The 13969-nt window shown below is 41.2% G+C and carries 11 protein-coding genes; 4 read left to right on the top strand and 7 right to left on the bottom strand.

Translation table 11 applies throughout. The features are described from left to right. On the bottom strand, positions 1-882 hold the full coding sequence (locus KZZ04_RS13800; protein ID WP_219422986.1) for an ABC transporter ATP-binding protein: 882 nt from the start codon (positions 880-882) through the stop codon (positions 1-3). A gap of 187 nt (positions 883-1069) precedes the next feature. Between KZZ04_RS13800 and KZZ04_RS13795 the strand changes: the two genes are divergently transcribed. Beyond that, on the top strand, positions 1070-1747 hold the full coding sequence (locus KZZ04_RS13795) for a nitroreductase family protein (RefSeq protein WP_058403582.1): 678 nt from the start codon (positions 1070-1072) through the stop codon (positions 1745-1747). Here the strand turns inward: KZZ04_RS13795 and KZZ04_RS13790 are convergent. From KZZ04_RS13790 to KZZ04_RS13780, 3 genes are read right to left on the bottom strand one after another with little or no spacing between them, the layout of a single operon-like run. Then, a complete protein-coding gene (locus KZZ04_RS13790; protein WP_219422985.1) occupies positions 1740-2813 on the bottom strand; it encodes an efflux RND transporter periplasmic adaptor subunit in 1074 nt (357 codons plus the stop codon). The two genes, KZZ04_RS13795 and KZZ04_RS13790, sit on opposite strands and share 8 nt — an antisense overlap. Continuing rightward, positions 2803-6078, bottom strand: a complete 3276-nt coding sequence (locus KZZ04_RS13785) for an efflux RND transporter permease subunit (RefSeq protein WP_219422984.1) — start codon at positions 6076-6078, stop codon at positions 2803-2805. The genes KZZ04_RS13790 and KZZ04_RS13785 overlap by 11 nt, the downstream gene beginning before the upstream one ends. A gap of 5 nt (positions 6079-6083) precedes the next feature. Continuing rightward, positions 6084-6386 (bottom strand): metalloregulator ArsR/SmtB family transcription factor, encoded by a 303-nt coding sequence (locus KZZ04_RS13780; RefSeq protein WP_058403585.1) that lies wholly within the window; start codon positions 6384-6386, stop codon positions 6084-6086. 131 nt (positions 6387-6517) lie between these two features. Between KZZ04_RS13780 and KZZ04_RS13775 the strand changes: the two genes are divergently transcribed. Continuing rightward, positions 6518-6706 (top strand): DUF2892 domain-containing protein, encoded by a 189-nt coding sequence (locus KZZ04_RS13775; protein WP_006794224.1) that lies wholly within the window; start codon positions 6518-6520, stop codon positions 6704-6706. A gap of 5 nt (positions 6707-6711) precedes the next feature. Continuing rightward, the gene (locus KZZ04_RS13770; protein WP_219422983.1) at positions 6712-7056 is read left to right on the top strand and encodes a rhodanese-like domain-containing protein; all 345 of its coding nucleotides are present in this window, start codon (positions 6712-6714) and stop codon (positions 7054-7056) included. 82 nt (positions 7057-7138) lie between these two features. Here KZZ04_RS13770 and KZZ04_RS13765 read toward each other — a convergent pair whose 3' ends face one another. Further along, the gene (locus tag KZZ04_RS13765) at positions 7139-7900 is read right to left on the bottom strand and encodes a hypothetical protein (RefSeq protein ID WP_219422982.1); all 762 of its coding nucleotides are present in this window, start codon (positions 7898-7900) and stop codon (positions 7139-7141) included. Positions 7901-8007: 107 nt separating this feature from the next. Then, positions 8008-8553, bottom strand: coding sequence for a PH domain-containing protein (locus KZZ04_RS13760; protein ID WP_219422981.1), 546 nt, complete (start codon positions 8551-8553; stop codon positions 8008-8010). Positions 8554-8813: 260 nt separating this feature from the next. Here KZZ04_RS13760 and KZZ04_RS13755 point away from each other — a divergent pair, with 260 nt between their 5' ends. Then, positions 8814-9563 (top strand): MipA/OmpV family protein, encoded by a 750-nt coding sequence (locus KZZ04_RS13755; protein ID WP_219422980.1) that lies wholly within the window; start codon positions 8814-8816, stop codon positions 9561-9563. Positions 9564-9645: 82 nt separating this feature from the next. Here the strand turns inward: KZZ04_RS13755 and pulA are convergent, their stop codons facing one another. Then, a complete protein-coding gene (gene pulA / locus KZZ04_RS13750) occupies positions 9646-13950 on the bottom strand; it encodes a pullulanase-type alpha-1,6-glucosidase (RefSeq protein ID WP_219422979.1) in 4305 nt (1434 codons plus the stop codon). Positions 13951-13969: the final 19 nt, after the last annotated feature.

Raw genomic sequence — 13969 nt, 5'->3', positions numbered from 1 at the left:
TTATGCTACTTGGCTATTACGATGATTGAGCAAAGTAGAAAAGTACACGTCTTCTAGGTTTGCATGGCTTGGTTGAAAACCTTCAGGAGCTTGCTCGGCTAATACATGCAATATGGTTTGCCCAGCAAATAAGCGTTTAGAAATAACAGGCAGCTGTGGCTCAAGCTCTTGCGCCTCTTCTTGGCTCATGGCTTTGCGCCAAATTTGGCCTTGCAGTTTATCGGTAAGCGCAATCGGGTTGCCCTCTAATAAAATTTTACCGCCAGCCAGTACGGCCATATTAGGGCATAGCTCTGCCACGTCTTCTACTATATGGGTTGATAATATAACGACTTTTTGTTCGCCCAAACTAACTAATAAGTTATGGAAACGGTTACGTTCTTCAGGATCTAAACCTGCAGTTGGTTCATCAACGATGAGTAAATCTGGGTCGCCCAGCAATGCTTGTGCTATACCAAAACGCTGGCGCATCCCGCCCGAAAAACCACTAACCGCTTTTGAGCGATGTTGATATAAATTAGTGTGTGCCAGTAGGCCTTCAACCGACTCTTTTCGCTCAGCTTTGTTATGAATGCCCTTTAAAACAGCCATATGATCCAACAAGTCGTAAGCACTAACACGTGGGTAAACACCAAAATCTTGTGGAAGGTAACCTAAGCGTTGGCGCAGTGCTTGTGGGTCTTTAAACACATCAATACCATCAAAGATAATTGAACCCGCGTCGGCAGATTGTAACGTTGCAATGGTGCGCATTAATGATGACTTACCGGCACCATTTGGCCCAAGTAGTCCAAACATACCTTTACCTATTGATAAATCAACGCCTTGCAGTGCGTGTACGCCGTTGTCGTAGGTTTTTGATAACCCTGTGATTGATAGCATTTTTTACTTCCTTGAATTGTAAGTATTATTTTTATACAGTTTTATACCACATTAAAAACGGGAACATAAGTTAGGAACCAGTTAACTTTGTAACAATAAATAAACAACAATTCATTCTAATAACACTTGCTTAGCAGTGAGCCTCTGGGTATAAAAACCACACACTACTGATAAGAAGCGAAAAGCCATGCAAGAACATAAAAACCAGCCATTGACCGATTTCATAGAATATCCACAGGATGAGATGTTAGCCCGTGCAAATGAATTTTTACAAACAAGCCAACGTCGTCATAGTATTCGCAGCTTTAGCAACCGCCCAGTGCCAAAAGAGATTATCGAAACCTGCATAAAAGCAGCAGGTACAGCACCCAGTGGCGCAAACCACCAGCCTTGGCATTTTGTGGCTATTAATAGTGCAGATGTTAAAAAGCAAATACGCGACGCGGCTGAAAAGCTAGAGCGATCTTTTTACGAAGGGCGAGCAGGCGATGAATGGTTAGATGCATTAAAGCCTTTAGGCACCGATGCTAACAAACCCTACTTAGAGCATGCACCTTGGCTTATTGCTGTATTTAGTCAAAAAAAGGGCGGTGTGAGTACCGATGATAAAAACACCAATTATTATGTGCATGAGTCTGTTGGGCTAGCAACGGGGTTTTTAATACAAGCTCTGCACCGTGCAGGCCTTGCAACACTGACCCACACCCCAAAACCGATGAGCTTTTTAACGGACATTTGTGACCGAGATAAAGACAACGAACGCCCTTACATGCTATTGATTACAGGCTACCCCGATGAGCATGCAACAGTACCAATGCATGCCCTAGATAAAAAAACGATTGATGAAATAGCCAGTTTTATTTAATACTTTGCAAGGGGGCATAATCAATAGCCAGTACATCCCCTTCTTTCAGGCCAGCAACCACATGCTGCTTATTATTTACCCTGGCGCCTAAACGGACGAAACGTTTAACTAGCGTTTCGTTTTCCAATACATACACCATGCTTAATTGACCAAACTCATGCACCCAGCTTGGCTCAATTAAAATACCTTGAGCGTTTTTTGTGGGCAATTGTAGCTGTGCGTAAAGCCCAGGGATCAAGCCTAATTGTGTATTCGTGTCTAAACGAATAAGTAAGCTGCGCGCGCTATTGTCCGCAACAGGGACTATTTCACTCACTGTAGCCGAAATAGTTAAATTGAGCGATGGCAGTACTACGTTTAAGTTATCCCCTAGTTTTAATTTTACTGCTTGTTGTTCACGTACATTAAATTCAACCTGTAATTGCAATGGGTTATATACAGTAATGAGTGGCTTACCCGGTGTTGCGGTATCGCCAGGCTCTGTTAAGCGCTCAACCACCACACCCGAAATGGGTGCCGTTATTTGAGTATAATTTAATGCCACTTTGGCTTGTGCTTGCTGCTGCTTAGCGGCGGCTAAATTAGCCGTGAGGTTATCAAATTTAGCTTTAGCGTCATCTACTTCGCTAACAGATACTAACCCTTTAGCATTTAAGTTAGTCAGTCTGGCTAATTGCTTTTGAGCTTGTGTCAACGATGCTTGCACGGCGTTAATATTAGCGTCGCTTTGTGCCAACGCCGCTTTAAAATCATCTTGCTTGAGGGTAATAAGTAAATCGCCCTTAGTGACTTTATCGCCCGCTCGTACCTTTAACTGCTCAACCTGCGCCATCACATTTGATGAAATTTGCGTATTTTGTTTTGCTATTACACTACCCGGCACCTGCTCACTACCAGTAATGCTTTGCAGCGCAATGGTGACGCGCTCGCCCTTATAATTACTGTGTTGTGATTCTTTTAAACCATCCGTTTGTTGGTCAGAAAAGCTGCCTGCCATGTAAAGCACAGCCATAATGATTACCAATAAAGCGATTAAAGCGCCGATTAGTTTTGATTTACCCTGCATGCGCTTCACCCTCTGAACTTGCAAACACTAAATAATAAACAAGTGGCACTACAAATAACGAAAATACAGTAGACGCCACAATACCAAAAATTATCGCAATCGCGAGCCCGCTAAATACCGGGTCTAGTGTGATTACTAAGTTACCCAATAAGGTCGTGCCTGCGGTTAATAATACAGGACGCATACGCACTGTTCCTGCAGCAACCAGCGCATCTTTTATAGTCATGCCTTGGCCTCGTGCTTGATTAATAAATTCAACTAAAATAAGCGAATTACGAACCACAATCCCAGCAAGGGCAATCATCCCAATCATCGCTGTAGCGGTAAATAGTACCGGCTCAGGAGCGCCGGCTATAACACGCTCTCCAAACTGATTTAAAAACCAAAAGCCTGGCATAATACCTATAACAGTGAGCGGAATAGCCGACATAATAATTAACGACAAGCTCGCTGATTGTGTTTGTACACGTAAAATAATAAATATGGCGCTAAGCGCAAAGGCAAATGCAATTCCCATATCCCTAAACACATCTATGGTAATGCGCCACTCTCCCTCGCCACTAAAGTTAGCATAAGTGCCTTTAGGTAACTGCCATGGCACAGTACCGCCATTATTAAAAAAGTGGCGGTTTATCCACGGTGTTTTTTCAAAATAGTTAGGCTCGGCGTTAAAATCAGCATTTACGTCTGCAATAACCTCTGCTGGCGTTCGCCCGTTTAGCTCAGCCATAGCATAAATTACATCGCGTTGATCTTTACGAACCCGAATGTCAGCAACCTGATGTTGCGTAAATTTACCTAATTCTGAAAGCGACACTAATGGCCTTGGTGCACTTTGTAAGCCAAATTCATTACTGGTTTTAGCTAAATCTCTATCCCCCCTGACTTGCAATGCAAGTAATTGCGAAATTTGATTACGCTCGCTGTATGGTAACTGTAATTTAATATCAACAGGCTCTGTTTCGTTACTTACGTAAAGCACCCCCACGGTTTCACCTTGTGTGGCAACACTTAACGATTGAGCAATATTTTGAGTGGAAATGGCACTGAGTGCTGCTTTGCTCTTATCGGTTACAAAACGCTGCAAAAGTGAAGGTGCAACCAAAGAGGTATCCACTTCAACTACGTGTGGCTCTTGCTTTAAACGTTCAGCTAATTGTTTAGCTGCTTGGTAATGAGTTTGCTGATCAACAAAATCATCTCGGTAAACCTCAGCAACTAAAGTACTTAATACCGGCGGCCCAGGAGGCACCTCAACAACTTTTATTACTATGCCTTGTTTTGCTAAAGGTGCGAGCTGTTTGCGTAAGCGCATAACCACAGCATGTGATTGATGCTCGCGTTCAGACTTATCAATCAATAACACTCTTAGCTCTGCTAAATGTGCAGCTTCACGCCGATAATAGCCACGTACCATCGCATTAAAATCCATACTTGAAGGCTTACCAACGTACGCCGCTATTTCACTTACTTCGTTTAATTGCCATGTGAGTGTTTGCACCTGTTGAGTAAAGGCAGCCGTTCGTTCTAAATGTGTTCCCTCTGGCATATCTATTAATACTTGTAGCTCGTTTTTATTATCAAATGGTAATAGCTTTAAAGGCACCAAACGCATAACAGGTAGCATGGCGCTAATAATAAATAAAATTAATGTGCCCCATAATACCCATTTTGCGCGCTGCCTTGAGACAAGCAATGGGCTTAATAACGTTTGATAAATACTTATTTTTGGCTCAACTTCTGTGTGGGTATCTGTATTGGGCTTGAGTAACTTCATCGCAAGCCAAGGCGTTACAAAAAACGCCACAATGGTAGACACCATCACGCTGATTGGAACATTAAATGCCATCGGTGCCATGTATGGCCCCATCATGCCGGTAATAAATGCCAGCGGAATAAATGCCATCATAATAGTTAAAGTAGACATAAGTAACGCACCGCGAATTTCGCTCATTGCGCCAACTATTTGCTGTTTTTTATTGCCTTTTTTATCTAAAAAACGGCTTATATTATCAATGCCTGTAATTGGGTCATCGACCAATAACCCTAACGATAAAATAAGTGCAAATAACGTTACTCGGTTAATGGTATAACCAAACGCAAAATCCAGTGACAGTGTAATGCCATAGCAAATAGGCACAGCTAACCCAACAACAATGGCGGGTCGCCAACCCAAAAATACCCCAACAAAAATCACTACCGTAAATACAGCAAACACCAAGCTTGATGTTAAATTATTTACTTTTTCATTGGCGGTCTGCCCGTAATCTCTTAATACCGAATAACTCACCTCGGGCGGTAAAAGCGTGCGTGATAACTCAGCCATCATTTGATGAACATCGTTTGCAACCGACACAGCATTCGTGCCTGTTTGCTTAGCCACACTTAATGTGACCATAGGTGAGTGTTGCTCATTAGAAGATTGTGCAAGCCATTGGTAATGTTCAATCTCGCCAGGGCCGTCAATCACATTTGCAATATCAAGTAAGTAAACACTTTTACCATTTACTACATTAACTACAAGCTGCTCTACTGCAGACTTATTACGTAAAACGTCACCTGCTTGCAGGGCTATTTTTTGCTGGCCATTTATAACACTGCCCACCTGTGTGAGCTGATTAGATATATTTAATGCATAAAGTACATCGTATATAGTCGTTTGGTGAGCAGCCAACGCGCTGGCATTTAAATTGACGGTGAGCGTGCGTTTACGCCCAGCAATCACTTTTACCTCGCTAGTGTTTTCAATACGTTGTAAACCATTAGCAATTTCGTTTGCAAATCGCGTTAATTCGTAATCGCCATACAGCTGCGGATCTTTGCTGTATAGCCCAAGCATAACAATGGGAACATCATCGACTTCAATGGGCCGAATTTGCCAGTGTTCAATAACAGAAGGCATTGTATGCTGGTAACTATTAAGTTTGGCGTAGGTATCTAAAATAGCTTGTTCACGATCATGGCCCACCGCAAACCTAAGTGTCACCACGCTAGCGCCAGTTTGTGTGGTTGAGTAAATATGTTCAACACCGCCAAGCTGGGCAAGTAACTTTTCAAGTGGTTGAGTCACCAACCGTGTCACTTCGGGTGCTTCTACGTTAGGAGCCGATACATATATATCGAGCATAGGCACCACTATTTGCGGTTCTTCCTCGCGAGGTGTTTGTTTTAAAGCAAACAGACCTAACAAAATTGATAACACAAAAATAATAACTGGAATACGACCCGTTAAACTGCTTTTTACTGCATTATCAATCATATTCATGGCCACTACCCCTTACAAAACAAACCATACAATGTGCCCAAAAGATGAATAGCATTTTGATCAATCACACGGTAATAAATAGTTTGTCCTTCACGGCGAGTAGCAACAATATTCGTTTTTCTAAGGGCAGCCAAATGCTGAGAAAGTGCCGACTGCGCTAACGGTACCGCTTCATTAAGCTGCGTTACACTCATTTCGGTATCTTGCAATGAACATAAAATCATTAAACGATTTTTATTAGCTAAAATTTTTAATAGCTGCTCTGCTTGATCAACATTCCCCGCCATAGCAGTAAAATCAATATTCATATAAAGCTCTAATAATCTAATGTGATAGCAGTATAAATTGTTACATTAGAAAAGTCTAATATTAGGATTTACTAATATATAAAATACGATTATAGTAATTATGTATTTAACTGGATAAGTGACCGACTATAATGAAACTCAATAATGCGCTTCGTCTGATCGCAGGCATAATGATTGTGATCTCAATTTTATTACAAACCTATCACGATCCTAGGTGGGTATATTTTACTGTGTTTATTGCCCTAAACTTAATGCAATCGGCTTTCACTAGCTGGTGCCCTATGATTACACTACTACGCAAATTTGGCGTTAAGGAATAAATATAATGCTTACTTCTATCCCCGATTTACTAAAAGTTATTACACCTAACCAACGACGTATCGACGCTGAGCAAGCAAAACAAGAGATTAGCGAAAACAAGGGCTTACTTATTGATGTGCGCGAACCCGCAGAACATGCCACCAAAGCAGCTACTGGCGCAATTAATATTCCGCGCGGATTACTTGAAATGAAGTTAATGGAAATAGAAAAAGACGCGGCCCGCCCTATTTATCTGCACTGCGCTAGTGGCGCACGCGCCACATTAAGTGCTGAAGCAATCACACGTATAGGGTACGAAAACGTCACCGTTATTACTTGCAACGCAGCGCAAGTGTGTGACGCTTTTTAATTATTATACACCCAAATAATTAGGGCCTTAGTTAGTAGACTCGACGATAAAAAATTGTCGAGCTGACTTATTCAGGTTGGACTTAATTTGTTTGAAAATAAAAGCGCGTTTCTGATATTTTTTCAATAATGTCATATTCTAAGCCCATGTGGTTATACTCACCTTGAGTTGGCATTCTTGAACTGTAATTAACAACAACACCCCAATGGTTATCACTCACTCCTCCAAAAATTATGCTCATGCTTTTGTCATCATTTTTAGTGATAGCAGCAACATTATAAGCATTCATTAACTCCCTAACTTGCTTAGTTTCTGCTGATAACGTCATTAACTCTTCATTTTCACCTAACTCAAAAACTTTATAATTAGCTGAGGGAACAAATCCCGCATACTTAGATGGATAATAAGTAACAAGTTGAGCTGGCGTGAAAAATGTATTATTTATTCGATAAACAAACATGTCTGTTTGCTGAATAAGATTTAGATCTTTTGACTGATTGAATTTAAGTAGCTCATTCATCGTTACTTTTAAAAAGTCGTCAATTAAGCCTAACCGTTCTTCTTTGCATGCTTGTTTTTTACATATCGTAACAGTAGGTAATTTGGAGAGTTGTGCCTTATTTATATTTAAAAAATTACGACCCAAAACACCTAAATTAAAGTTTGCAAACGCTTGTTTATCTTTATCACTTTTAAACTTAGTCGGATGAATATCAAGAAAACTAAAAGGATAAAATAACGGCAGATACGCGAGAGGTAAATCACTTTTAGGTAATATATCTCCAGCATGCTTTAGCAATGCTCTATATTCTGCGTCTATATCCTCATTAAAATAAGGTGGCATACCACTGGCCTTAATCGTAGCCGCATTAATCAATAAAAATAAAAACAGTCCATATCTCAGCATACTTTTTTAAGTTCCTTAGTAAGTGCTTTTTTGTGTAGCAAAAGCTATTTTTTTTCATCAAGTAGCGTAACAAGCATGTTCTCTATGTTTTTTACGCTATAGGTAAGTGCACGTATTAACTCTAGTTGGCTTTGCGGGGTTTCTTCATTTGATGATTTTGCTGGTGTGTTTGCAGTTAAGTTATCTTTTTGCTCAAGTATGGCTTCTCTGAATTCACTGGCATTTTCAACACCAAGTAATGACACTAATGCACCGTGGCCAGACTGCCCTGCTGTTTCAAAACTTAACCGATACAGCCCAAACATGCGCATTATTGGGCCTTGACTTAGGCCTACATCTGTTATTTTTTCTAGCGGTATTGATTTTTCTTCTTTAAAAAATATCCCGCGTTTTACAACGAGTTTTTGCGTAAGTAATTGTGCCGACATAGCTGCCAATATTCGCCCTCCCACTAGCCACACTATCGCTAAAACAATGGGTAACAACGGAATCGTCACGAGTGCTAGTACACTAAAAAAAGTGGCCATTAACATCCAGTATTGCTGCACTTTCGGGTCGAAAGATGCACTTTTTAAAACGAGATTATTCATGTGTTTATCCTTAATTTAATTTGGGTGCGTATCCTGTACTAGATCGTTTTTTCACCTTAAAAAATCCAAATTACGTTAACAATGAAGTTAATGCAATTGAGCTACTTACATTCAAACAAACTTTCACACACTCTTTTACAAACAACTGCAGCATATAAAGCTACACTAAACCCAGTTATAGCTAATCACCGGTTAAGGATAGAGTGTTATCCGTCTGAATATAAACCTATTTTTTTCTTATCTTACATTCAAGGTATTTTATGAATCCTTATATTAAAAACTCAATACAGATAATAGTAAGCACCTTTGCGCTTTGTAGTATCAGCGCTCAAGCTGAATCACAATTTTCGTTAGGGGGCGGTGTTATTTCTACCAGTTCACCTTATGCGGGAACCGATAATAAAACCTTAGTGTTACCTATGATCACTTACGAAGGTGAACGGCTCAGCTTGAGAGGGCTGTCTCTTGACTATAAATTATTAGAACATAACGGATTTAATTGGTCACTTGTGCTTGAACCAGGTGATAACTTTGATACCTCCGATTCAGACCTTGCAGCAATAAAGGCTTTGAACGATCGAAAGCTGTCACTTTATGCTGGTACACAAGTGAGCTACAGCGCAGGCTTTGGCAAAATTACGGCCAGTGCCACTCATGATGTAATAGGCCACGGTGATGGCGCTAAATTTAAAACCAATTACAGCTACCCTATTAAGTTATCTAAGCAATTAATGCTTGTTCCTTCTGTGGGTGTTGAGTTAAACAGCAGTGATATATCTAACTATTATTATGGTGTAGCCCAAGGCGAATCAAGCACGTATGCGCCTTACAAACTAAGCTCTACAGTAAACTACAATGCGGGGTTATTTTTAATGTATTACATTAATAAAAATTGGAACGCGAATGCCATGGTTAATTACAAGCAACTCGACTCAGACATTGAAGACTCTCCAATTATTGATACCGACTACTCTACAACCTTTATGATGTCGGTTAACTATCGTTTTTAATATGACTTTAGTTGGGTATTAATTAGGCATTAAAAAAGCCGAGCAGGATTGTGCTCGGCTTAGGTCTGGGAAAATATAACTGCTACTGTTTATCTATAAGTATGCTCACATTTTCTCTATCTGGACCTATTACCTTAAAGGTGTAAGTACCTTGTTCGGTAATATTGAGTGCTATATTAGCGCCTATGGCTTCGAGTGAAGTAAGCTGACCAACAGTGGCTACAGGTGCATCACCTGTACCGCCATAATCAACGGTGCTCCAATCTTCAGACGCTACTTTAAACTCATAGTCGCCCGCTTCTAACTCTATGGATGTAGAGTAAACCGCATTACCTTGGTACATCAGTGGGTTGTCTGTACCCCACCCATTTAAACTGCCGCGAATAAACACCGGTGTTTGTGCAAACATTTCAGCGTTAAGTACTTTCAGTGATACGTTATTTAAATCACTGGCGTCAAATATAAACTGGTATTCACCTTCTTCTGCAATATCCATGGTCATATTTGCGCCTGCAACCGATAACTGCTCTGCAGTGCCTATCATTACACTTGCATCACTCTCGCCAGAGCCATAATCAACAGTGCTCCAATCTTCAGACGCTATTTTAAATTCATAGCTTGCAGCACTCAGTGTTTTAGTAAAAGTATAAATACCTTTACCTTGATAGCTCAGCTCATCGGTTATTCCCCATCCATTAAGCGTCCCACGCACATAGATGGCAGTACCCACAAATGGCTCTTCATTATATAAAGTAAGTGTTGGATTTTCTGGGTTTGAAGCATCAAGCGAAAATACATAAGTTGCATCAATAACAGCACTAAAGGTCATGTTTGCACCTGAGCGCGTTAATGGCTCGCTTTGATTTTCAACAACGTCTTTATCGGCATCAGAAAGCGCGCCAAAATCAACCGTTGACCAATCTTCAGAGGCAATTTTAAACTCGTAGTCGCCAGCGCTTAGCGCAATTGCTATACGGTATTCACCTTCGCCAATATAGTCGAATGCATCGCGTGTGCCCCAGTCGTTTAACGTACCACGAACAAACACTGCGGTGCTGCCATAAGGTACAACATCAGGTGCGCCTACGGTTGCATTTGCACTTAAACCAGTACCTTGGCTCTCACCTTGGTTTTTAGTGAAAACAGCTAACGTGTAAGGCGGTACAGTAAATGTGCCTTCGTTTTCGCCAGCAGCAAAATTAGCACTGGTCATGCTTGTATCAACACTGTTTTTTAATACATCGTGTAATTCAAAGCCCGCTGCGGTAGCAATAGTATGACTAAGAGTTTGCTCGGTTGCGTTAATCACGACAACAAGCGCATCAAGTGCTGGGTCTAAGTCTGTTAGCCCTTCGCCATCATCAATGCTCATTACAATTAAGCCATGTTGCTGGTTTTTACCCACATTATGAAATCCGACACGGTCAATAACATCTTGCTCCGTGGTTAATCTAAATAGTGGGCTGCTGCTACGTATTTGTAAAAACTCGTTAAATACATCACCTGCATAGGCTATGTCTTGCGGCATTGCCTGTGCATCTGGATTAGCAGAAATAGGCATAATTTCAGACCATTTTTCTTGGTTCTTCTCTGCGTTTGGTAAACCAATGTTCCAGTTATTATTTTCCTTGGTTAAATCAACAGCATTAAACCAATCACCGGCATTATAGCTATCACGATCCATTGACTTAGAACGCAGTAAATCAGCGCCCAATTGCATAAATGGAATGCCTTGGCTAATAAGTGGAATAGACAATGCCATGTTGTGCGCGCGCACACGTTGCTCAATACTCATGCTTGATGCATGTTTGTATTGCAACTGATCCCACAGTGTTTCGTTATCATGCTTAGACACGTAGTTAATGCTATCTGCTGGGTCTAATGCATACGCTGTTGGTTGCGTATTCCAAGTAAAGCTATTTCCTTTAGATGAATTACCTTTAAAGTCTTTAAGAATGTAATTTTGTAAGTTGCCCGCCAGCGATAACCGTAACGTATCTTGTTCGGCTAGGTTGCCATCTGTCGGGTTATTACTAAACATTGCACCACCACGCACAGCTTCACGAATACGGTCGTTAAATGTACCGACTTCTGAGCCTGCCATATCAGCCTGTTTAGCTTGTGTGAATAAACGATTGTTAGCTACTTCACCAAAGTCCCAGCCTTCACCGTAAAAATAGTTATCAGGGTCGACTGCTTGCACTGCCTCACGCGCAGCTAATATTGATGATTTAGGCATATGGCCCATTACATCAAAACGAAAGCTGTCATAACCAAAGTCACGAGCAAGAATAACCATTGAATCTGCAACAAACTTATCCATCATCACATGTTCAGTTGCTGTGTTTTCACAACAGGTTGAGCGCTCTATTTCACCACTTACTTCGTTATAACGGTGGTAATAACCCGGTACCAACTTATCAAACACTGATTTTTCCCAGATACCCGACGACGTTGTATGGTTATAAACCACATCAAGTACAACACGAAGTCCTACTTCTTGCAGTGATTGCACCATAGCGCGAGTCTCAACTACGCGAGCAATGCCATCGCTGCTTGATGCATATGACCCCTCAGGCGCAATAAAATGATGAGGATCATAACCCCAGTTAAAGCCGTCTAAATCACGCATCGCACTGGCTAATGCTTGTGCATCATCTGAGCCAGGTAGGTAACTTTGCATAATATCGACAATGGTGCTGTTTTTATCTTCGATTTTACATGCATCCGCTTCATCGTTGATACGCTCACACAATTTACCTAAGGTGTTTGTAATTTCCACACGCTCTGAAGCATCTTCTTCAATGGTGCCAATATCAGTCACTGGCAGTAAATGAAAGTGTGTTAAGCCCTTATCTGCTAATTGCTTAAGGTGCTGCATTGGCACGCTTTCAAGCTCTGTGAATGCAAGGTATTTACCGCGGTTTGCTTCGCTTACTGACTGGTCGCGAATACTAAAGTCACGTACATGGCCTTCATAAATAACCGCATCTTCTGGGTTAGTAATAGTAGGCACAATACGCTCATCCCAGCCTTCGGGTTTAGTGTCGTCGTCGCTTAAGTTGATTAGTTGTGAATAAAGCCCATTACTCGATACATTGAGTGAGTATGGGTCGGTACTCCATAAGCTTTCAATTGCTTTAGTGGTTGAGTGATAAACATCAAATGCAAAACGGAAATAATGACGATCGTATTTGCTATCTAAACTGATAGACCAAATACCTGTGTTGCTATCAAACGTCATCACACTGCTATCAACTTGCGTTTTATCAGCATCGAAAACCGTGATCATCATATTATTTGCAGTGGGTGCCCAAACCGATACATCGATTGCATTGTTATTATAATGCACACCTAGCATGGCTTCATTCGCGTCGCTTTCACCTTGAGTGTAAAGTGCGTCTAATACTTTTGCTGATTGTACAAAGGTCGCTTCTAGCAGCTTGCCATCGGCATCGTAGCCTGCAACAACAAGCTGTTGCTTTATAAGCTGCTTTGCAGCGTTTGCATCCCAATTTCCCTGATAAGCAGTCCAATCCATTAAATGCGGTACTTTTACAGCTTGCTCATCACTTAACTCGGTTGTAGTCAGCTCAACAGCTTCACCATTTAGTCCAGTGTCTAAATCAACCACCAAGTCAGCGGTTGCTGAAGAATGCAACTTAATGATTTGTGTAAGCTCATTACTTGGCTTATACAATACTGTATTTAAATCAATCCAATGTGCTGATGCACCATCTATCGCTACCGGACGTTCGCCCAAGCTTAGAATAGGGTATTCAAACACCGAAGGCTCACCATGGATGGTAAAGTTCATACGCTGAAACTTTTCATCGTCCTGCATAAGCGGCATGGTTAAATCAACATCACCAAACGCTTTACCCGATCCTTCGGTACCAATGTGCACAATAAAATTAGCACACACGTTATAACCTTCTTTGAGGTTAATTATCCAGTAGGCACCGTAGTTTGGGTCAATGCCATCATATTCATGGCCGTTAGCCCAATCGCTCGTGTCAAATGGAGGTGCATAAGCATCACACACATCATTATTCCACGAATGTAATCGGTAACCTTCGTAGTTATCGTCAGCTAAACGGTTATAAAATAAAACCGCCTCACCTTCACCAGCAAATACAATAGGATCAGGCAATGTTGGGTCGGCGCCCACAACACAGCTTTCGTTTTTTTCATCTGGTACAGTCGGCGCTGCACACGTTATAGGCTCAGGGTCCACACATTGCGAACCTGCTTCGTTTGGTACTTGTGGCACATTACAGGTTAAAAGCTGCTGTCCTGACTCAACCTCATCTGTCCCACCACATCCTGCTAATATCATTAACCCTAAGGCTATTAGCAAATATTTAGACATTGTTATAATTTTCATTTTTAAACGCTCCGTTTGC

Origin of the sequence: Pseudoalteromonas sp. CR1, from assembly GCF_019392235.1 — a bacterium.
Lineage (GTDB): Bacteria > Pseudomonadota > Gammaproteobacteria > Enterobacterales > Alteromonadaceae > Pseudoalteromonas.
Note: the sequence above shows the minus strand (reverse complement) of the source record. Positions and strands in the feature narration are given on the sequence as shown.